Genomic DNA, 22,471 nt, shown 5'->3' with positions numbered 1-22,471 from the left:
ATGAAAAAACTGTTAATGCTAATACCTGCCTGCGGCTTATTTGCGATGATAAGCTGCAGCCCGAAAAAGCAACCCGAACTAACCAACCAGGACGTGAGCAAAGTTGTTGGCCATATGACCAGCGTAATGATCCATGACGTTACCAACCCGCCATTGGCCGCCCGTTTTTTTGCTTATACCTGCCTTGCCGGGTATGAGGTAGTTGCCGAAAACGACAAACAGATCAACAGTATGCGCGGGGTATTGAATCAATATCCGGATATCAAACATCCCAAACCAAATACCGGTTATAATTATCAGCTAAGTGCGGTACTGGCCATGTTTGAAACATCTGCCAGGCTGTTACCATCGGGTACCTTAATGCTGGGCTACGAGTCTTCCTTTATTGATTCGTGCAAAAATATTGGCTTCAGCAGCGAAGTGATCGACAGCTCAAAAAGCTATGCCAAAACAATCAGTAAACAGATCCTGGCTTATGCCAGGGCCGATGGTTACCGGAAAATAAGTAACTATCCACGCTATAAGCTTAAGCAAACACCCGGTAGCTGGGACCTTACCCCGCCTGCTTATATGCTACCTGTCGAGCCATATTTTAACACTATCCGGCCTATGACGCTTGATTCGGCCGCACAATTTGTGCCTGATGCGCCCATCCCATTTTCAACGGATAAAAACTCAACTTTTTATAAATACCTGCAAATGAGCTATGCCAAAAGCGGTAACGGCTTAAAGCAGGAAGAAAAAGATATTGCCAATTTTTGGGACTGTAACCCTTTTGCCGTTCAAAATGACGGGCACATGCTTATTGGCCTAAAAAAGATCTCGCCGGGTGCACATTGGATGGGGATAACGGCCATCGCCTGTAAGCAGGCCAAAACCGGTTTCTCTAAAACGGTGCAGATCAATACCGCTGTAGCCATAGGCCTGCTGGATGGTTTCATTTGCTGCTGGGAAGATAAATACCGCACCAACCGCATCAGGCCGGAAACGGCCATCCGCAGGTATATAGACCCGCATTGGAAACCCCTGCTGCAAACCCCTCCGTTCCCGGAATATATCAGCGGGCATTCGGTAGTTTCATCAACAGCTGCGGTTATCCTCACGCATTATTTTGGCGATAATTTTACATATACCGATGATGTGGAAGTAAATTATGGCATTCCGCCAAGGTATTTCAGTTCGTTTACACAGGCTGCCAAAGAAGCTGCTATATCAAGGTTTTGGGGCGGTATTCATTTTATGGATGCTATTGACAATGGTATCGTACAGGGGAATAAAGTGGGGAACCTGGTTGTTGCTAAAATGAGCGGGCAAAAGAAATCGTAGATATAAGCATGGTTGTTATGAGCGGTGGCGAAAGAGTTTTTCGATAAGTGGAGTTGCTATACAGGGCGAAGATGGTGCTTTCATCTCTCATGACAACTTAAAAAGGGTGTCATGCTGAGTGATTAAATTCATGGACGCTGAAGGTTAGATGACAAAGGGGGCTTGTCAGTCTGAGCCCGTCGAAGCATGGTGGGCAGGGCCTCTGCGCGCGAGTCTTCGACGGGCTACCCATGACATAATAATTTAAGCAGGTACAAGTTCCCTATTTAATTCAAAGGCGAGTTTTTCTAATCGCCTTTGTTTCTGTTTCTTAATGATATTTTCATAGGCTTGCAGCCCTTTTTCCACAAAGTCGGCTCCTTTTACAATTAAACGCCAGTATTGAGCGGCCAGTTTTCTGGCTGTTGCTTTAATAGCTATTGCCGGACCTTTTCTGCCTCTTAATCTTCTTGCAAATGAACCCCAGCCGATATACTTGCTGTTCAATAATCCATGGGCCATTTGTTTGAATATTTGCCCGACGGCCGGTTTACCCTTACTTTTACTTTTGTTCTTTTTCCCTGAACGATCCTGGCCGGGAGATAAACCAAGCCAGCTTGTGAAATGTTTTTCACTTGGCCATCGGCTAAGATCCGAACCCACCTCTGTGTATAACTGTAACCAGTTGTAATCTGTAATACCCGGAAGTTTAGTTGCATCCTTACCATCAAATATTTTTAACAGATGATCTCCCAGGTTGTTGATATGAGGTTTGTTGTGACGGATCGCCTTGCGTTTTCCTTCGCTTATTCCCGGCGGCAGGTTCTTATCCCTGTTGATCCGTTGTAAAACACTATCAATCTGGCTGTCGCATTCCATTATCTGACCTTGATAAAAACCATAAGCCTTATAGGCCTGACCTAATGCAAAAAGCCCTTGCGCTGTATAATGACCTTGCAGGGCTTTCAATAGCTCTTCCCCTTTATTCTCCCTGATCTTTTTATGGCAAAGTGAAAACAACTTATCAGGATCTCGCTCGCCTTGCAGTATCGCATCGATTAACGCCATCCCGCTTACTCCATGGACCTGGCTTAATACCTCCGGCAAACGGATATTCATTTCTATTAAGGCCTTCTGCATGTGCTGAACATGCATGGCCGCACTCCGAAGATGATCCTCACGAAGGCGCTGATAACTACGCAATTCTTTGATATGACCTTCGGATACATAACAGCGGTTCAGCAAGCCATAACTATGCAATTGCTGTATCCACTGACAATCTTTTACATCTGTTTTCCTGCCTGGTAACTGGCGCGTCTGTCTTCCGTCAACAAGCCACACATCCAATCCCCCATCTAAAAGAATATCGTAAAGTACATACCAGTATACTCCTGTGGCTTCCATTGCCACTGTACTTACCTTATGCTCCAATAAATAGTTCTTAAGTGATACCAGATCACTGGTGAAAGTCTCAAACGAACGAACCGGCTGGCCTTCAAGACCCACAAATACCTTGCGGGCTCCAATATCTATACCTGCCGCATGAAAATGCATCTTTTCCATACTTATAACGCTTTTTAAACCGTGCCCGAAGGAGTTTAAAGAAAAGACAGGCTACCCATCGGACAAATCACCCACACAAGGGATCGTACCATACCTTCAGACTCTTGCTTCGGAACCATACTCAGCAACAGGCAATAAGCACTATAACTCGGTCGGCCACACTGCACGGTTCAGCAAATCTATGTCATTTCACCTTCAGAGGCCACGGATTTAAACACTCAGTATGACACCCCTTTTTTTAAGTTGTCATGGGTAGGCCCTCGAAGCATGGTGGGCTGGCCTCTGCGCGCGACCCTTCGACAAGCTCAGGGTGACGGGCCCTCTTTTGGCATTTCTTCTTCAAAGCCCAAAGGATGTTTGCTTAAATATCATCCCTTACTGATACCCTGCCGCCTGCAAGCTAAATAATTCGGTGTAACGGCCGTTGTTTGCCATTAGTTCCTGATGTGTGCCAGCCTCAAGGATTTTGCCTTTTTCCAATACGATGATCCTGTCAGCGAGCCTTGCTGTTGAAAACCGGTGGGAGATAAGCACAGCCGATTTACCTTGGGTTAAGGACGAAAAACGCTGGAATACCTCATACTCGGCCCGGGCATCAAGCGCTGCAGTAGGCTCGTCAAGGATGAGCACCTGTGCATCTTTCATATAGGCCCTTGCCAATGCAACTTTCTGCCATTCGCCGCCCGATAACTCAACACCTTCGTTAAACCGTCTGCCCAGCCATTGCTCGTACCCAAGAGGAAGTTTGCCTGCAAGCGCGTCTGCAAGGCTCTCCCGGGCAGCTTTACGGATCAGTTCGGTATTGTCCTGCTCATCAATGTTTCCTACCGCAATGTTCTGCGAAAAGCTCATCTGGTAACGGATATAATCCTGGAAAATAATGCCCAGGTTTAACCGAAGGTCGGTGAGGTTATAATCCCTCAAATCTGCACCATCCAGCAGGATGCGCCCTTCTGTTGGGTCATATAAGCGGGCCAATAATTTAACAAGTGTAGTTTTGCCGGCACCATTTTCGCCTACCAGCGCAATCTTTTCGCTGGGATGCAGGGTGAAGTTCAGGTGCCTGTTGGCCCATGATTCGGCATTGTTATATTTAAATCCAACGTCCTCAAAAGTAAACCCTTGCTTTATTGGGTTTGGAAATGGTAAAGGAGAGGCAGCAACTTTGATCTTTGGTTTGATCTCAAAAAACTCATGGAAATCGTTGAGGTAGATAGCACCCTGTGAAACTGATGTAAACCGGTTAAGCGAATTTTCCATCAGGCTGCTCAACTGCCGGACTGAGCCCGCCAGGAAAGTAAGCGTACCTACAGAAGACTTACCCGTAACAGTTTGATAAATAATAAAACCATACGCGGCATAGTAGCCAACACTGCCTAAGACAGAAAAGAAGGTGCCCCAGGCCGAACGCCGCACGGCTAGTTTGCTGTTATCGGCATAAAATTTATCTGATAGCGTTTTAAAGCGGTTAATAATAAAATCAGACAGGCCAAAGATCTTGACTTCCTTAGCTGTTTCATCGCTAGCGCCCAGGTAGCGTACATAATCCAGCTCTCGTCTTTCAGGTGTTTGGCTCCTCGTAAGTGCGTAATTCTGGCTATTAAAATAGCTTTCGCCCAGAAACGAAGGGATGATTGATATGAGCAGCAAGAGGATCAGCCAGGGATTTAAAGTCAGTAAACCGGTAAGCAGGAAAGCCATGGATATAAAATCCTGGATCTGGCTCATCACCTGTGATAAAAGCACAGTACGCCCAACGGTTTGCTGCCGGGCACGCTCCAGTTTATCATAAAAAACAGAATCTTCAAATTGCTCCAGGTCCAGCGTGGCCGCATGGCGCATGATACGCATGGAGGTATAGTTGGCAAAAAGATCACCCAACAGGTTGTCCATCAGGCTGATCATCCGGTTTAGGCCGTCGGTTGCCACAGCAAGCAAAAACTCGATAATAACCAGTTTCCATAATTCATGCTGGCTTCCGCCGTGGCGGTTGAGTAATACTACCTGATCAATGATCAGCTTACCTACGTACAACAAGGCAACCGGCATGGCTGAACGCATAATACGTAACAAAAAGCTTGCTGTTGTTTTACCAGGACTGCTTTGCCATACCAGCCTGAAAAACCCAGGGAGATTGCTTAATGCCGACAAGCGCTCTCTGAATGAGATCTTTTGTTCTGGTTTGATATTTCTTGTTTTAGCCATCTGCCGGTTTTGATAAATGCGATTTTAAACAAAAAAATGTTCATTGCTACTGCGTTGCAGGACTATGAACACATTTATGATCGTTTACTGACTAATCTGAAATTAAAATGAAAAAGATTTGTGCAATCGATTGCACAAATCTTTTTTTATTTGTTACTTAGTCAAATAAACCATCAATAAATATTTCGGAGTTATGAGGTCGGTGAAGCTATTACTTGTCGCGCTGTTCGCTTGTTTAATATTACCGTGTTATGGAATAGTGCGCCTGCCGCAACTGGTTGCCGATGGCATGGTATTACAGCGCGATGCCAAAGTGAAGATCTGGGGATGGGCCGATGCAAGCGAAAAGATCACCGTTAATTTTCAGCATAAAACATACCGCACCGTTACTGACGAAAGCGGTTCCTGGAAAATTGCCCTTCAGCCAATGAAAGCCGGGGGGCCGTATACTATGGAAATCACCGGTAATAACCGTACTACTATCCGGGACATTTTAATTGGCGATGTATGGTTTTGTTCGGGGCAATCGAATATGGTTTTGCCTATGGAGCGGGTTAAGGAAAAATATCCTGATGAAATAGCAAAAGCCAATTATCCGCAGATCAGGAATTTTTTTGTTAAAACGGAGTCTGACGTAACCAGGCAACATTCGGATCTGTTACCTGGTAAATGGGTTAAGGCCGATTCTGTAACCGTTTTAGGTTTTGGTGCCGCATCATGGTTTTTTGCTAAACAGCTATATCAAAAATATCATGTGGCCATCGGTATCATTAACTCAAGCGTCGGCGGCACACCTATTGAGGCATGGATCAGCGGCGATGGCCTGAAAGATATTAAATCCTATCACGACCGGGTTGCCCAGTTCAGCAATACGGCATTTATGGATAGTGTATTGAAAAAGCATCCGGAACCAGTGGAACCGCTTGATGCAGATAAAGGCTTGAATGAGCCTAAAGCATGGTATGATACCACCTATCAGCCGCATAACTGGCACCGTTTCTGGCTGCCGGGCTACTGGGCCGATCAGGGAGTAAAAGGCCTGAATGGCGTGGTATGGTTCAGGAAAGAAATCACACTGCCCGCATCGGCACAGAGTAGAGCGGCCAAGCTGTATTTAGGGAGGATAATAGATGCCGATCAAACCTATGTTAACGGCAAAAAGGTGGGGAACATTACCTATCAGTATCCGCCAAGGCGTTACTCGGTACCTGCTGGTTTATTAAAGCCGGGCAAAAATATTATTGTGGTACGCATTACCAATACATCGGGCAAAGGTGGTTTTGTGCCCGATAAACGTTACTATTTGGCGATAGCCGGTGATACTATCGATCTTCGCGGCGATTGGCAATACAAGGTAGGGCAGGTGTTTGAACCGGTTAGGATGAAACCGGAATTTTCGGCCCAAAATGAACCTGCCGGGCTTTATAATACCATGGTAGCGCCTGTTATCAATTATACCATTAAAGGCATGGTTTGGTACCAGGGAGAAAGCAATTCCAGCCGCGCATCCGAATATGGAACCTTGTTAAAGGCTCTTATTGCCGACTGGCGGAATCGCTGGCAACAAGGTATTCTTCCCTTTATATATGCACAGCTTCCTAACTTTAACGAGGTGCAATATTCGCCAACAGAAAGCGACTGGGCGCAAATACGCGCCGGTCAGCTTGAGGCCCTTGAAGTGCCCAATACTGGGATGGCGGTAACCATTGAGGCCGGCGAATGGAATGATATCCATCCTCTTAATAAAAAAACAGTGGGTGAGAGGCTTGCCCGCGCTGCCGAAAATGTTGCTTATGGCGATGTGAATGTAGTACCATCCGGCCCGATTTACCAATCGGCTAAAATTGAGGGGAATAAGATTGAGATTGCTTTTAAAAATACAGGTGCGGGGCTTGTCGCTATTGATGGCGAGGAACTGTCACAATTTGCCATCGCCGGGGCTGATAAAAAGTTTGTTTGGGCAAAGGCAATTATTAATGGAGGTAAGGTGTTGGTTTGGAGCGATAAAATCCCTGCACCGCTTTACGTAAGGTATGCCTGGGCCGATAACCCGGATGGCGCGAACCTTTATAATAAAGAAGGCTTGCCGGCATCACCTTTCCAAACCGGTAAACTGCAATAACCATAAACTAATTTGAAACCAGGGGCGATGAAAAGTACTGCCTTCTTTTTCTTACTCACATGGGCCATTGCGGCGAAAGCGCAAACCCCGGCCCCGGTAAATTTCACTGCTGATCAGGACCATCAGTATATGATGAAGCAGTTAGGAATTAAAACCTTGCGTAATGGACCCAGCGGCGATGAATCGGCCCCTAATCATGCTAATTATGATGAAGCGCTGGCTAACCCCTACCCTGATTTGCCTGACGCCCTTACGCTAAAGAATGGTAAAAAGGTAACTACAGCTGAAATGTGGTGGAAACAGCGCCGCCCCGAAATTGTGGAGGATATGGAGCGTGAGGTTTATGGCCGCATCCCTGCTAATGTACCCAAGGTAACCTGGACGGTTAAAGTAACCGATAAAGAGCGGGTTGGCTTTTATCCGGTGATTGCCAAACAGCTTATCGGCCATGTTGATAATACGGCTTATCCGCTTATCAACGTCAATATTGAAATGACCTTAGTGCTCCCCGCAAATGCCAAAGGACCGGTACCTGTACTGATGATGTTTGGTCGGAGCGCGCTACCGGCGCCGGCGCAGCCGCTGGCTGTTGATGTTGAAAAAATCAACGCTGCATTGAAAGAACTTCTTTTAAAAGAACATCCCGAGTTTAAAACTATTTTTGAGCAATATCCCGCTTATAATCCTATTGCCGAACAATCTCCCTTTGGCCCCGGTGGTTTTCCAGTGATGAAAGGCGACCCACCGACTGCCACGCAACTAATTGCCAATGGATGGGGGTATGTACTTATAGATCCGTCGTCTATCCAGGCAGATAATGGCGAAGGTTTAACCAAAGGGATCATCGGCTTGGTGAATAAAGGCCAGCCCCGTAAGCCGGAGGATTGGGGAGCTTTACGTGCCTGGTCGTGGGGAGCGGCACGCGCATTGGATTACCTGGAAACAGAACCTGCGGTTGACGCCAAACATGTAGGTATTGAAGGTGTTTCCCGCTATGGAAAGGCAGCGCTGGTAACACTTGCTTTTGAACAAAGGTTTGCCATGGGGTTGATAGGTTCGTCGGGTGAGGGAGGGGCTAAGCTGCATCGCCGGAACTTTGGCGAAGCAGTTGAAAGCCTTACCGGCGGCGAATACTACTGGATGGCCGGTAACTTTATGAAATATGGCGCGTCGGATGCTGTGTCTGGTGACAAAACAGCTAAAGATCTTCCGGTAGATGCGCATGAGCTGATTGCCTTATGTGCCCCGCGGCATACTTTTATAAGCTATGGCGTGCCGGAACAGGGCGACGCCAAATGGCTCGATCAGCAGGGCAGCTACATGGCAACTGTAGCTGCGGGTTCTGTATTTAAACTGCTTGGCGCAAAGGACCTCGGCGTTTCAAACGATTATAAAACCGAAAAAATGCCGCCGGTTAATACTGGCTTGCTTGATGGCGAGCTCGCCTGGCGTCAGCATGATGGTGGGCATACCGATGCTCCAAACGTAAAATATTTTATCGCCTGGGCCAATAAGCTGATGCATTATGGTAAGGAAGGAAACGGAAAATGACGTCTCCTTCACGTCATGCCGAATTTATTAAAACCCTATCGAATTACCCCCATCAACCTGTAAAACAACCCCGGTTACGTATTTGGCGCTATCTGTAGCTAAATAATAAACGGCTTCGGCCACATCGGCAGGTTCACCTAATTTGCCCATTGGGGTACGACCCATCACTTTTTGTTTGCGGGCAGGATCATTATCCAGCGCCTTCGCCGACATGTCTGTAGCTATAAAGCCCGGAGCAACGCAGTTAACCCTGATGCCTTGCGGTGAAAGTTCGGTGGCCATGGCCCTTGTCATGCCCTCGATAGCGGTTTTAGATGCGGAATAGGCAATAACATAGGGAATGCCGTATTGTGCAGCCATCGAACTGATATTAACTATGTTCCCGCCGCCTGCCTTCAACATGATTTTTACTACCTCGCGGCTTATCGCAAATACGGAAGTAAGATTGGTTTGAATTACCCTTGAAAATTCCTCATCGGTTACCTCGGCGAAAGCTTTTTTATGGTTAATGCCGGCATTATTAACTAAAATATCAGGTGCGCCAAATTCAGCTTCAATTTCTGCTATCAGTTGCGGTATACCGGTGGTATCACTCAGATCATATTGCCTGTAACTGCAAAGATCGCCAAACTGCTTTACTGCCGTAATGAGTTTTGCCTCGTCGCGGCCTATGATGATGGTTTTGATGCCCTGCTCTGTGAATTTTTTGGTGGTAGCAAGGCCAAGGCCCGAGGCACCGCCGGTTACGATAGCAAGTTTGGTCTTTGAGTTCATAGATTTTTTAAATTATTTTCTTCTGGAGGATTCACGTATTATCAATTCCGATCTGAGGATGAGGCTATGCGTTTGTTGCAGATCTTGCCTGTTTGCCAAATGATTGATAAGCATGTTGGCTGCAACTTCGCCCATTTCATAACCTTTATAATTTACTGTAGTGAGATTGGGCTCAATCACACAGGCCGCCGGGTCATTATTGAAGCCCGCAACTGCTATCTGTTCGGGAATTTTGATGCCTGCCTTTTTCAGCACCTGGATACAGCTAACGGCACTGACATCATTAACTGTAAATATGCCATCGGGCAGGGGATTCATTTGTAAAATAGTTTCTGCCGCGGCCGCAGCTTCTTTAGCGCTCAGGTCGTTGATGATCACCAACTGCTCATCAAAATCAATTTGGTGTGTTTCAAGCGCTTTTTTATATCCGCGCAGGCGTTCGGCGTAAACATTGCGCAGTTGATTGCCGGTAATATGTACTATCCGTTTGCAGCCCTGTTCAAGCAGGTGGTTAGTTACCTCATAAGCGGCTTTGAAGTTATCGATATAGATTTGCGGATACTGCTCGTGCTCAAAAATCCTGTCGAAGAAAAGCACCGGGATATTGCGTTTGATAAATGGTTCAAAATGCTCAATGCTGGTGGTATCATAAGCTAATGAAACCAACAAGCCGTCAACCCGGTTATTCAGCATGGCCCTCGCGTTGCTGATCTCTTTCTTTATCGTTTCTAACGACTGGCTGATGATGAGGTTGTAGTTATTGTCGTTCACCACTTTTTCGATACCTGCAATCACATCCGACATGAAGCTGCTGTTGAGCCGCGGTACAATAACGCCGATGATGTTGCTGTTTTTACGGCGTAAATTGCTGGCGAATGAATTGGAGCGGTAACCCATTTCTTCGGCTGCCTTAATAATCTTCTTTTTGGTATTTTTATTAACCCGCGGGTGATCTTTAAGCGCACGACTAACTGTAGCTGCCGAAACCTTTAATTTTTCGGCAATGTCATATATGGTTATCTCTTTTCCGCTGCCCGACATATAGTTAATCTAAAATACATAAACGATGTTGCAGGTTCGATAATAACCGCAGTCAGATTGTTCAGGGATAAAAATATAAAATTATTACAGATTATTTAAAATTTATGCAATCGGTTGCATAAATTTATCGCGTTGATAGCAATTGGTTTTTAAACAATATGGTACCAGATTTAAAACAAACTTTCAGGTGGTTTGGCCCCGGCGACCCGGTAACTTTAAGCGCAATAAAACAAACGGGAGCAAGCGGGATAGTTACCGCGCTTCATCATATACCTTGCGGGGACGTCTGGGACTGTGAAGAAATCAGGCAGCGGAAAGCGGTAATTGAAAGTGCGGGCTTTAACTGGGCGGTTGTAGAGAGTGTGAATATTCATGAAAGTATCAAAATTGGTAGTGCGGAACGTGACCAGTATATTGATAATTATATTCAAACACTGCAAAATTTAGCATCGGAGGGAGTCTTTACGGTGTGTTACAATTTTATGCCCGTATTGGACTGGACCCGCACGCATCTTGATTATCGATTAGCAAACGGTGCCTCGGCATTGCTTTATAACGCCCCGGCTTTAGCAGCCTTTGACTTGTATATTTTAGGACGAGAGAATGCCTTTAACGAATTTACCACCGAACAACAGGTAGCTGCAAAGCATTACCTCGATGGGCTGAATGACGAAGATAGAACGTTATTAACCAATACAATATTGGCAGGCTTACCCGGTACAGACGAGGTTTTTACCATTGTGGAATTTAAAGAGCATCTTAATAAATACAGAGAGGTAGACGCGCAAGCATTAAAGGAAAACCTGTTTTATTTTTTACGGGCGATAGTCCCATATGCCGAAAAACTGGGCATTAAAATGTGTATCCACCCCGATGATCCCCCGTTTCCTATCCTGGGGCTGCCCCGTGTAGCATCGTCCTTAAATGATCTTACTGATATTGTAAATAGTTATCCTTCAGTTGCCAATGGTATCACGCTTTGTACCGGCTCGTTAGGTGCATCGGGCAAAAATGATCTTCCTGAAATTATAGGTTGTCTGGGTGATAAGATCTACTTTTTACACCTGCGCAACGTGGCCCGGCAGTCGGATGGCAGTTTTTATGAAGCCGATCATTTAACAGGCAACGTTGATATGTATGCCGTGATGAAAGCCATTATCAATGAACAGATAGCCCGTAAAAATGCAGGCCGGAGCGATATAGCTATCCCCATGCGGCCTGATCACGGGCATAAACTACTTGATGATTTTAATTATAATACCTATCCCGGTTATTCGGTAATTGGCAGGTTAAAGGGCCTGGCCGAGTTACGCGGATTGGAGATGGGGATTAAACACATACTGTACGACGAGCAATAGCTGCAATAAGTAAGGTAGCTTAAATTAGGAATCAATAATTAAATTCCTATTGTTAAAAGTCATAAAAGTTTTTATCTTGCAATCGATTGCATAAAGCTAAAACTTTATAAACCATACTAAATGAAGCGGGATTTTACCCGTTTCGTTCATGAATTTTTCAACAGATCAATTGTGTTTTTATAAACCGCCTATGGGTTTATAAAGCTTGAATTTAATAACGCCATGGCCAAATATTCATTAACGAACAGGTGTTTACTGGTGCTGCTTTTCATGGCAGCGATAAATAGAGTGTATGCAGACGATAGCTATAAATTATGGCTTGAATATAATAAGGTAACCAATCGGCAATTGGCCGTTACTTACAGGCAACAATTGCAATTCATGATCTTCCCGGCACAGTCTGATCAGCTTAAAGCTGCAAAGGCCGAGTTCTTAACTGGCCTTGATGGAATGCTGGCCCTAAAGCCACGAGATACTAAAAGCATAATCAATGGGCAAACTATTATAATAGGTACGCCGCGGTCACTAAAGGCTTTTTCGATAACTGCCCCCGATAGCATCGGCAGCGAAGGGTATCTTATCAAAACTGCCCTTGTCAATCAAAAGAAATGTATCATCATAACGGCCAACACCGATGCAGGGGTTATGTACGGTGTTTTTAATTTTTTAAAGCTGATCCAAACCAATCAATCTATTAATAAACTTGATCTTTCAGGTCACCCGAGGATGATGTACCGGGTACTGGATCACTGGGATAACCTGAACCGTACCGTGGAGCGGGGCTACGCGGGCTCATCCATTTGGAACTGGCACAAGCTGCCAGGTGTGGTTGACCAACGTTATATTGATTATGCGCGGGCCAATGCTTCGGTAGGGATCAATGGCTCGGTTGTCAATAATGTAAATGCCGATGCACTGATCCTTTCGCCCCAATATTTGTTAAAAGTGCAGGCGCTGGCCAAGGTATTCAGAATATACGGTATCAGGATTTACCTGTCGGTAAAATTCAGCAGCCCGGTTGAGCTGGGGGGCCTAAAAACTGCTGATCCGCTTGATCCCGCGGTAAAAAAATGGTGGGCCGATAAGGCTAGTGAAATTTATCGCTACATCCCTGATTTCGGCGGGTTTTTAGTGAAGGCTAATTCGGAGGGACAACCCGGTCCGCAAAGCTATGGCCGTACCCATGCCGATGGAGCAAATATGCTCGCCGATGCTTTAGCTCCTCATCATGGCATAGTGATGTGGCGTGCCTTTGTTTATGATAATAAGGTACCCGACGATCGCTTTAAGCAGGCCTATAATGAATTTAAACCTTTTGATGGAAAGTTTAGGGATAATGTGATTATCCAGGTAAAAAATGGTCCGATAGATTTTCAGCCAAGAGAACCATTTCACCCATTGTTTGGTGCTATGCCCAATACCCCGCTGATGATGGAGTTCCAGCTTACCCAGGAATATCTTGGCTTTTCAACCCATTTGGTTTATGAAGCGCCTTTGTTTGCCGAATGCCTGCAATCGGATACATATACGCCTGGAAAAGGTACAACCGTTGCGCGGGTGATCAAGGGTGATTTTAACAAAAAACTGATAACCGGCATGGCGGGCGTGGCTAATATTGGCACTGATTTAAACTGGTGCGGTCATCCCTTTGCTCAGGCTAACTGGTATGCCTTCGGCCGCATGGCCTGGAACCCTGACCAGTCTCCAGGTGTAATTGCCGCCGATTGGCTCAAAATGACTTTTACTAATGACGATAGGTTTGTGTCGCCGGTAAAAAACTTCATGCTGCAATCGAGGGAAAATACAGTTAATTACATGACCCCGCTTGGGCTGCACCATATTATGGGGGTGTCAACGCACTACGGCCCTGGTCCCTGGGTAGATAATGCCGGTCGCCCCGATTGGAATGCCACTTATTACCATAAAGCCGATTCGGCTGGGATAGGCTTTGACCGTACCGGAACAGGCAGTAATGCGCTATTACAATATGCACCCGAAGTTAAGGCACACTGGGGAAACTTGCAAACCTGCCCTGACGAATACCTGCTGTGGTTTCACCATTTAAGCTGGACCTATAAAATGCGTTCCGGAAGATCATTGTGGGATGAGCTCGTTCATCATTACTATATGGGGGCCGATTCTGTTAAACAAATGGGCCTTACCTGGGATAAAATGCAGGGCAGGATAGATGCCGAACGTTTTACGGAAGTAAAACAACTGATGCAGGTTCAGTTAAGCGAGGCAATAACCTGGCGCGATGCCTGTGTTTTATATTTCCAAACATTTTCAAAAATGCCTGTCCCGGTTATCTACCCCAAGCCGGAGCACCCGCTGGACTATTATAAAAAGATGAAGTTTTATTATGTGCCGGGCATAGGGGGCAATAACTACATGACCAATTAATCACCACCATAAACCAAACGCCAATGAACAAGCAATTTATCACCGCAAAATTAATCCCCGCACTTTTTGCATCCTTATGCATTTTGAGTGCATGTGACTCATCAACAAAAAAGACAGCTAATGCAGGCGATAGTACAAAAACAGATACCGGCAAAAAAGTAAAATATCTTTCCGAGCCGCTCATCAGTTCCATTTACACAGCGGACCCATCGGCCCATGTATTTAACGGCAAAATTTATATCTATCCATCGCATGATATCGATGCGGGCATCCCCGAAAATGATAACGGCGACCATTTTGCCATGAAAGATTATCACATCCTGTCGATGGATAGTATTGGCGGCAAGGTTACAGATAATGGTGTGGCACTTGATATCAAGGATATCCCCTGGGCTGGTCGGCAGCTGTGGGCGCCTGATGCAGCTTTTAAAAACGGTACTTATTACCTGTATTTTCCGGTAAAGGATAAAAAAGATGTATTCCATATTGGTGTGGCGACTGCTGCAAGCCCGGTTGGCCCGTTCAAAGCCGAACCTGAACCGATAGCAGGAAGTTACAGTATTGACCCTGCCGTTTTTACGGATACCGATGGTAAAACCTACATGTATTTCGGCGGCATTTGGGGTGGTCAGCTTCAGCGCTGGATCTCCGGTAAATACGAGGCAGATGGATCGAAAACAGATTCGAAACAGGAAGATGCCCCAGCCATAAGCTGTAAAGTAGCCCTGTTAAAACCCGACATGAAAACTTTTGATGGTGCAGTAAAAGACGCGGTTATTTTAGATAGCCTGGGCAAGCCGCTGTTGACCAAAGATCACGACCGTCGCTTTTTTGAAGGTTCATGGATGCATAAATACAATGGTAAATATTACTTCACTTATTCAACCGGCGATACGCATTTGCTTTGCTATGCAATAGGTGATAGTCCGCTTGGGCCATTTACTTATAAGGGCATATTTATGAAACCGGTGGAAGGCTGGACAACCCACCATTCCATTATCCAGATAAAAGGTAAATGGTATATATTTTATCATGATACCCAACTATCGGGCAAAACACACCTGCGCAACGTGAAGGTAACCGAACTGCAGCATAACGCTGATGGATCTATTAAACTGATCGATCCGTTTTTGTAATCTCATCGATATGAAAATCCTTAAAGCTTTAACCCTGTTACTGCTATTGCTTGATTTGTTGGGGACGCATGGTTTTGCGCAGCAGGTTAAGCCGGTTACTATCCCCAACTCCGAACACCGGCAAATGCACTCTGAACTGGCCGGTAATGATTATGATATTTATATTCATTACCCGGCAGGCTATGATACCGCCAAACAAAAATTTCCGGTATTGTATGTGGTTGATGGTGATAACGACTTTTCACCGTCGCTGGAGTATTTGGGACTATTGATGGCCGAATATCATATTCCTGAACCTATATTGGTGGCCATTGGCGATGGCGGCCTGATTGGTACGCCCGGCAACAAACGTAACCGTGATTTCACACCGGTTGCATTTCCCAATGTGGCCGAAAGCGGTGGTGCGCCGGCATTCCTTGCTTTTATTGAGAAGGAATTGATCCCAGCGATAGATGCCGGTTTAAAGGCCGATCCTACAAACCGTACGCTGTACGGATATTCGATGGGGGGCCTATTTGCAACTTATACCTTGTTTGAAAAGCCAACGCTGTTTAAAAATATCCTGATAGGCAGCCCTGCATTGGGTTATGGTAACGGAGCTGTATTTGAAACTGAAAAGCAATATGCAGCCAAACATAAAAGCCTGCCCGTAAATGTATTTATGGAAGTGGGCGGATTGGAAACTCCGGGACAGGTTGTGCCTAACAAACAATTGGTGGCGTTATTGGAAAGCCGTCATTATGAAAATCTTGTTTTTAAGCATATCATTATTGATGATGTTACTCATTTATCGGGTAAACCTGTTACCATGCTCAAGGCTTTGGCATGGGCGTATGCACGTAAGTAACAGATAAGATTGTTTTTTATATCCGCGTATTCAAAAAGAGTTATGAAGGCTCGCATATTGATATTTGTTTTGTGCTGTTTGGTAGCCTTTAAACCTAAGGCACAAAATACCGTAAAAGCAATACCACATTTACAATATTATGGCGATAATGCTGAATTATTGGTAGATGGAGCGCCGTACTTAATGACAGGCGGTGAACTTGGAAACTCGAGCGCCTCAAGCGCGGCCTACATGACCCCAATTTGGCCCAAACTGCAAAAAATGCACCTTAACACAGTGATAGCGCCGGTTTATTGGGAACTATTGGAGCCACAAGAGGGCAAGTTTAATTTTACACTGGTTGATGATTTGATTAAAAGTGCCCGGCAGTACCACATGAAACTGGTGCTGCTTTGGTTTGGCACCTGGAAAAACAGCATGAGCTGTTATGCGCCAGGTTGGGTTAAAACCGATCAAAAACGTTTCCCACGTGTGGCAAACAGTGCATGTGGGCCTGAAGAGATCATTACGCCGTTCTCCAAAGATGCTTTGCAGGCAGATATTAAAGCTTTTAGCGCGTTAATGCTGCATATTAAGGAGGTCGATAGTAAGCTCCACACAGTGCTGATGGTGCAGGTTGAAAATGAGATAGGTATGCTGCCGGATGCCCGCGATCATTCGAAACTGGCCGATGAAGCTTTTAACCGGCCAGTCCCGACAAAGCTAATCTCCTGGTTAAATTCGCACAAAGACAAGCTTGTACCCGAAATGCAAAAAATATGGCAGGATGGAGGAAGTAAAACTTCAGGTAACTGGGAATCGGTTTTTGGCAAAAGCCCGACTACCGACGAGCTGTTTATGGCCTGGTACTTTGCCGGATACGCTGACGCTGTAGCTAAAGCAGGTAAGGCCGTTTACCCGCTGCCGATGTATGTGAACGCAGCCCTTAACGCTCCGGGTAAAAAGCCGGGACAGTACCCTTCTGCAGGCCCCTTGCCGCATTTGATTGACGTATGGAAAGCAGCAGCACCGGATATTGACTTGCTGTCGCCCGATTTTTATAACCCTAACTTTAAGTACTGGAATGACCGTTATACCCGGCCTGATAATGCCCTGTTTATCCCCGAGCATCGTTTTGAGGATGGAATGGATGCCAAAGCTTTTTATGCCATTGGCCATTACAAAGCGCTGGGCTTTTCTCCTTTTTCTATCGAAACCGATAACATAACGGCAGGAGAGCCACTTTCCCAATCGTATAATATCATTCATCAGTTATCAGGTGAGATTAGTAAGGCTAAACGCAAGGGAACTATGGATGGTGTATTGTTAAGTAAGGATGCGGATACTATACGGCTGCAAATGGGCGATTACATGCTCACGGTTTCGCATGATTTAGCCCTGGGCTGGTCGCCCAAAGCAAAGGATGCAAACTGGCCGTTAACCGGAGGCATTATAACAGCTTTGGCTAATGATGAGTTTTATGTAGCCGGCACAGGTTTGGTCATCAGTTTTAAGCCGGTAAAAGATGGACTACGTGCAGGTATTTTACAGGTAGACGAAGGGATATTTGTTAACGGAAAGTGGCAGCCGGAACGCCGTTTAAATGGAGATGAAGATCACCAGGGAAGGCACTTAAGGATCCCGTTGGGCGAATATGGGATCCAGCGAATCAAGCTTTATAATTATAAGTGATCCATACAAAAACAGACCGGGTTAATTTCGGCATGTTGGGAATAATTTCAGTTATATATTTTGCGGATGTTGCTCACCGGTAATGCAGAAGTCAATCTGTATAAAGCAAAATAAAAGCCGCTCCGTTAAATGAGGTCAGTCATAAACGGAGCAGCCGGGATAAAATTTTTATTAAGCGAATGCTTTATTAAAATGTGGTTGGCACATTGTTATGGGTGTAGTTTGTCCAGCATAGGAAACCGATATCACCATTAGGCAGGCCGTTACTGTCGCATACATAATTGCTGGCGATGTAGCTGGTTTCGGCAGTACCATAGTGACGGTTAGCCACCTCAATGCCCGGCCAGATGGGGTTGTTTACATTTCCGTTAGGAGAGCATGGCGGCGACACGGTGCCATGCATCAATTTGTATTGATAATTAAACCCGGTTAACAAACGGCTGCTGCTGGCTGAGTAAATAGACAGATCCCCCTGGATGCCTGCGATGTTTCCGGCATAGCTCAATCCGGTAAGTGAGTACTGGTAATGCACATAATCATTGTGCGAGCCGCAGATCTCGCCGTTCATCGAGCCATCTGAGGCAATTACATTGGGCAATACAGTTTTTACAGCGGTAATGCCGTTTTGGTATACAGTTTGGCTATCTTCAAACACACCGATAGCCATTTTTGCATATCCGGCAGATACATTCCAGTTGTTGTTAAAGTTGGGCACGTTATTGATGTAATTATCTTTCATGTTGTTCAGAAAGTTTACAAACTGGGTATTTTCGGCTGTAGTCCAGCCGCCGCCAACGCCACTGGCCGGGATATAATATTTGATGATTTCGGCTGCTGCTGCAAAGGTAGGCGCTGCCCACGAAGCCTCAAGCGAAGCCTGGTTAGGCTGTGAGCCGGTTACACTGAAGTTTTGAAAGCTATTGGCCCAGCCATCAAGTATTTGTTTTACGGTAGTTGCATATGAGGCGTTACCGGTTTTAGCCCAGCGTAGTGCCAGGGCATAGCTTAACAAGGCATCGCCTTTAAAAGCAATTTCATCGGGCGTGGTAACGCCGCCGGCAACCTGTACAGTGGCCTTGTAGGCGCCGCTGGGACTGTGGTTGTTGCAATAGTTGAGTACAAACTGGTAAGCCGCAAGCCGGTTGGCATCATTTGAATTGGCTTGCTGCCCCACATAATCAAGCGTTTGCTGCGTGTTGAGGATGCCGGGATGGATAAAGCCGGTAGCCTGGGTTTTTAATGCCGGTGAGGTAGCATCATTGCTCGCCCCCGCCGGCGAGATTTGTTTTTTAGTGCAATAAGTAAAAAATAACGCCACAAAAAGGGCCAGGCCCAATAGAGTTGCAAAGGTAGTTTTTGGTTTGCTGTTCATAAATTGGTTTTTTTGTTTACAATTGGTTTTACTGGCATAGCTTATAAAACAAACAACTTAAGGTTACGAGGCGCGTTATTGCCTGCATTAGGTTTTGCTGTTGTTTTAAGAAGGTGCCGGATAATTGGTTTGATGAAGCAAAATTATTGTAAAGTATTGATTAAAAGCAAGATGTAATCTTGTCGATACGCTTTGTCCACAATGGCACTTCGCGATTGGGGGAGCTGTTTTAATGGAAAAAAAAATTAAATTTTTTTTTCCTGATACGGTTTATCCGCATAATGAATGGTGGGTTGGGGCCCGATTAAGAGTAGAGATCAATATAAAAACAAAAGCCTGCAATTGATTACAGGCTTTTGATAAAATGATATCAAGGAAAGCAGGAGTCGTGCAGACAATACAGGCTTTCGGCCCTCTGCTTTTAACTTTCGGTTTTCCTGCTACTCATTGGTAAGAAAACCTCCTTTACCATGATAAAGATCAAGCTTGCCGTTAAGCTCAATTTTTATTACAGACATATATTTATCCTGCTGGCTTTCGGGAATGGGGATGTACAACAAGCCCGGTACCGCACTCCATGAAATTTTACCTACAATTTTATACGTTAACGCTGTATCGCTGCCGAGAACGGTTATTTTTTTGATGCTGTTTTTTAAACCTTTCACCAATACCGGCGCGCTTGTTTTAGCCGGAACAAACAAGTATACAGTTGTTGAGTCTTTTGACAGGGTACTTGCACCATAATAATGCCCTTGTGGCATACCGGCTACCGTATTAAAAACACCCTCGCCGTTTTTTTTGTTCCATGCACCCAATTCTTTAAGCATATTAACTTCCTGCGGCGGAATGCTGCCATCGCCTTTGGGCCCGATATCCAGTAGTAAATTGCCACCATAGCTTACGGCATCAGTAAAAATGCTGATGATTTCATAAGGGGTTTTAAAATTTGTGTCCTGTGGCTGATAGCCCCAGTTATCGTTAATGGTCATACAAAGTTCCCACCATTTGTAATTAGGCCTTGATACCGGGAAGTTTTGCTCAGGGGTATCATAATCGCCAAAACCCTGCAGGCGTCCGTTTATGATAGTGTTGGGGTTGTAGCTTAATAGTTTTTGTCGCACTGCCGGTGCGTTCCATTCTTCGGCACTATGTTCCCAATCGCCATCAAACCACCAAAGGTCGGGGTTATATTGTTTGGCCAGTTCATCCAGCTGTCCGTTCATAAAGGTTAAATATTTTGCCCATTTCACCGGCTGTGCATTTACCTGGTACCTGCTGCTGTCTTTCAAAAAGCCCGGATAGTCTGCATGGCTCCAATCTATCAGCGAAAAGTAGGCGCCTGCTTTTACACCACGTGCGCGCAAGGCATCATACAATGGCTTTAACAGATCTTTTTTGGCAGGAGTTTTTTGTACTACATTCAGCGGGCCGTGTTTGCTGTTCCATAAAGCTACACCATCGTGGTGTTTGGTAGTCATTACCGCATAACGGGCGCCACTTTCTTTAATCAGCTCTGCCAGCTCATCTGGGTTATATTGATTTGCCGTAAAGCCTTTTAGCTGGCTCATATAATCAGGGTAGCTGATCTTTTTGTTATGAAAACTCCAGCTTTCATCTATCCCTTTTACAGAATAGATGCCGTAATGAATAAATATGCCCAGCTTACCATCGGCAAACCATTGCATTTTTTCTTTGATCTCATCAGGATTTACACGGTGTTGCGCCTGCGCGTAACCAGTGTATAACATGGTAAAAAATACCATAAAAAGGTGTGATAGATTTCTTCTCATTTTCAAAAGTAATTATTGGTTTTATAAATCTAAGCCATACTTTTTAAAAAAAATAAAAAGTTTTCTTTCTTTATTAAATTAATTTATTTAAATATGCAGATATAAACCCCTGCCGCATGTTTCTTAAGCATATTGACCTCATTAAAGGCCTGTATTACAGTAAAACAGCTTCCCTTAACGACCTGAGTATTTATACGGGCCGAAGCATTCCTTATGTGACCAAGGGGATAGCCGATTTGATGAAGTTAGATATTGTTAAGGAATTCGGTATAAGGGCCTCAAGCGGGGGCAGAAAGCCTGCAACTTATTCATTGATAGCTGATACCGGTTTTATCATTTCGGTAGCTATGAACCAGTTTTTGACAAGAATTGTAATTGTCAATATGAATAATGAGTTTGTGGGAGGGGTGCAGGAGTTTGAGTTAAAACTGGGCGATAACAAGGATGCAATCCATTCAGTAATAACCTTTATCAAAGCAGTAGTTGTTAATTCAGGATTACCACAAGATAAATTTTTAGCTATAGGCATTACCATGCCTGGGTTTATTGACGCGTTTTTGGGTAATAACCTGAGCTTTCTTAAAGCTCCGGAAGAAACATTGGTAAGCTACATTACGAAACAAGCCGGACTTCCTGTATTTATTGAAAACGACTCGACGGCCATAGCCCTGGCCGAGCAAAAATTTGGGCTCCCTATTGCCCGTAATAATTCCATGATCATCAACCTGGGCTGGGGCGTTGGTTTGGGGATGATCATCAATAAAGAGATCTTTAAAGGGCACAGCGGTTTTGCGGGAGAGTTTAGCCATTTGCCGCTTCATAAAAACGGAAAGCTATGCTCATGCGGTAAGCAGGGCTGCCTGGAAACAGAGGCTTCTTTGCTGGCTATTGAAGCTAAAGCTGCTGAGGGCCTGAAACAGGGGCAGGTTAGCAGCCTCCTAAAATACGATAATGTATCGGCAGATAATATCATTGACGAAGCACTTAAAGGTGACGCCTTTGCAATAAAAATCATTGCCGAGGCAGCTTATTTTATTGGCCAGGGCCTGGCCATATTGCTGCATTTAATGAATCCCGAAAGCATCATTTTAAGCGGAAAGGGGAGCGTTATCGGTAAATTATGGCTCAGCCCCATTCAGCAGGCCATGAACGAGCACTGCATTCCCCACTTAACCACCTACACCCAATTAGCGGTTTCAAACCTGGGTAATAACGCGCAACTGTTAGGAGGCGTAACCACAGTGATTGAAAATCTATATAAACTTAATCCGCAGGCCAATATTTCTGAGCCGACATAAACATATTCAAGGTCTTTTTTTTAACTCAATTAATC

Annotated in this window: 15 protein-coding genes; 9 read left to right on the top strand and 6 right to left on the bottom strand. The window is 45.1% G+C overall.

Translation table 11 applies throughout. From position 1 onward, the window contains the following. Entirely contained in the window at positions 1–1,326 is a 1,326-nt protein-coding gene (locus ACP26M_RS18685; protein ID WP_426582237.1) for a vanadium-dependent haloperoxidase, read from the top strand. A 243-nt stretch (positions 1,327–1,569) separates the two neighbouring features. On the opposite strand, the gene ACP26M_RS18680 is transcribed toward ACP26M_RS18685, so the two are convergent. Together ACP26M_RS18680 and ACP26M_RS18675 are read right to left on the bottom strand one after the other, a co-directional pair. Beyond that, positions 1,570–2,868, bottom strand: coding sequence for an IS110 family transposase (locus tag ACP26M_RS18680; protein ID WP_426582235.1), 1,299 nt, complete (start codon positions 2,866–2,868; stop codon positions 1,570–1,572). A 375-nt stretch (positions 2,869–3,243) separates the two neighbouring features. Continuing rightward, complete coding sequence (locus ACP26M_RS18675) at positions 3,244–5,073, bottom strand: ABC transporter ATP-binding protein (protein WP_426582233.1); 1,830 nt, start codon at positions 5,071–5,073, stop codon at positions 3,244–3,246. A 193-nt stretch (positions 5,074–5,266) separates the two neighbouring features. Here ACP26M_RS18675 and ACP26M_RS18670 point away from each other — a divergent pair, with 193 nt between their 5' ends. Together ACP26M_RS18670 and ACP26M_RS18665 are read left to right on the top strand one after the other, a co-directional pair. Beyond that, the gene (locus ACP26M_RS18670) at positions 5,267–7,195 is read left to right on the top strand and encodes a sialate O-acetylesterase (protein WP_426582231.1); all 1,929 of its coding nucleotides are present in this window, start codon (positions 5,267–5,269) and stop codon (positions 7,193–7,195) included. Positions 7,196–7,222: 27 nt separating this feature from the next. Then, positions 7,223–8,746 (top strand): acetylxylan esterase, encoded by a 1,524-nt coding sequence (locus ACP26M_RS18665; RefSeq protein ID WP_426582228.1) that lies wholly within the window; start codon positions 7,223–7,225, stop codon positions 8,744–8,746. Positions 8,747–8,773: 27 nt separating this feature from the next. Here ACP26M_RS18665 and ACP26M_RS18660 read toward each other — a convergent pair whose 3' ends face one another. Together ACP26M_RS18660 and ACP26M_RS18655 are read right to left on the bottom strand one after the other, a co-directional pair. Beyond that, a complete protein-coding gene (locus ACP26M_RS18660; RefSeq protein WP_426582226.1) occupies positions 8,774–9,520 on the bottom strand; it encodes an SDR family NAD(P)-dependent oxidoreductase in 747 nt (248 codons plus the stop codon). A 12-nt stretch (positions 9,521–9,532) separates the two neighbouring features. Further along, positions 9,533–10,561, bottom strand: a complete 1,029-nt coding sequence (locus ACP26M_RS18655; protein WP_426582224.1) for a LacI family DNA-binding transcriptional regulator — start codon at positions 10,559–10,561, stop codon at positions 9,533–9,535. Between the two features lie 158 nt (positions 10,562–10,719). Here ACP26M_RS18655 and uxuA point away from each other — a divergent pair, with 158 nt between their 5' ends. The 5 genes from uxuA to ACP26M_RS18630 all read left to right on the top strand — a co-directional run bounded on the left by uxuA (position 10,720) and on the right by ACP26M_RS18630 (position 17,976). Further along, the gene (uxuA, locus tag ACP26M_RS18650) at positions 10,720–11,919 is read left to right on the top strand and encodes a mannonate dehydratase (protein WP_426582222.1); all 1,200 of its coding nucleotides are present in this window, start codon (positions 10,720–10,722) and stop codon (positions 11,917–11,919) included. A 222-nt stretch (positions 11,920–12,141) separates the two neighbouring features. Further along, positions 12,142–14,322, top strand: a complete 2,181-nt coding sequence (locus ACP26M_RS18645; RefSeq protein ID WP_426582220.1) for an alpha-glucuronidase family glycosyl hydrolase — start codon at positions 12,142–12,144, stop codon at positions 14,320–14,322. A gap of 23 nt (positions 14,323–14,345) precedes the next feature. Beyond that, positions 14,346–15,458 carry a glycoside hydrolase family 43 protein gene (locus ACP26M_RS18640; protein ID WP_426582218.1) on the top strand — a complete coding sequence of 371 codons (1,113 nt, stop codon included), beginning with the start codon at positions 14,346–14,348 and terminating at the stop codon, positions 15,456–15,458. Positions 15,459–15,468: 10 nt separating this feature from the next. Then, complete coding sequence (locus tag ACP26M_RS18635; protein ID WP_176625501.1) at positions 15,469–16,305, top strand: alpha/beta hydrolase; 837 nt, start codon at positions 15,469–15,471, stop codon at positions 16,303–16,305. Positions 16,306–16,347: 42 nt separating this feature from the next. Beyond that, the gene (locus ACP26M_RS18630; protein WP_426582215.1) at positions 16,348–17,976 is read left to right on the top strand and encodes a DUF5597 domain-containing protein; all 1,629 of its coding nucleotides are present in this window, start codon (positions 16,348–16,350) and stop codon (positions 17,974–17,976) included. A 187-nt stretch (positions 17,977–18,163) separates the two neighbouring features. Here ACP26M_RS18630 and ACP26M_RS18625 read toward each other — a convergent pair whose 3' ends face one another. Both ACP26M_RS18625 and ACP26M_RS18620 read right to left on the bottom strand, forming a co-directional pair. Then, positions 18,164–19,348 carry an alginate lyase family protein gene (locus tag ACP26M_RS18625; RefSeq protein ID WP_426582213.1) on the bottom strand — a complete coding sequence of 395 codons (1,185 nt, stop codon included), beginning with the start codon at positions 19,346–19,348 and terminating at the stop codon, positions 18,164–18,166. Positions 19,349–19,788: 440 nt separating this feature from the next. Further along, positions 19,789–21,138: an alpha-L-fucosidase gene (locus ACP26M_RS18620; RefSeq protein ID WP_426582211.1), complete on the bottom strand. Its 1,350-nt coding sequence runs from the start codon at positions 21,136–21,138 to the stop codon at positions 19,789–19,791. A 116-nt stretch (positions 21,139–21,254) separates the two neighbouring features. On the opposite strand from ACP26M_RS18620, the gene ACP26M_RS18615 reads away from it, so the two are divergent. Beyond that, positions 21,255–22,436 (top strand): ROK family protein, encoded by a 1,182-nt coding sequence (locus tag ACP26M_RS18615; protein ID WP_426582209.1) that lies wholly within the window; start codon positions 21,255–21,257, stop codon positions 22,434–22,436. The last annotated feature ends 35 nt before the right edge of the window (positions 22,437–22,471 follow it).

The organism is Mucilaginibacter sp. R-33 (assembly GCF_049949235.1).
Lineage (GTDB): Bacteria > Bacteroidota > Bacteroidia > Sphingobacteriales > Sphingobacteriaceae > Mucilaginibacter.
The sequence above is the reverse complement of the archived record's forward strand: the minus strand, read 5'-3'. Positions and strand labels throughout refer to the sequence as shown.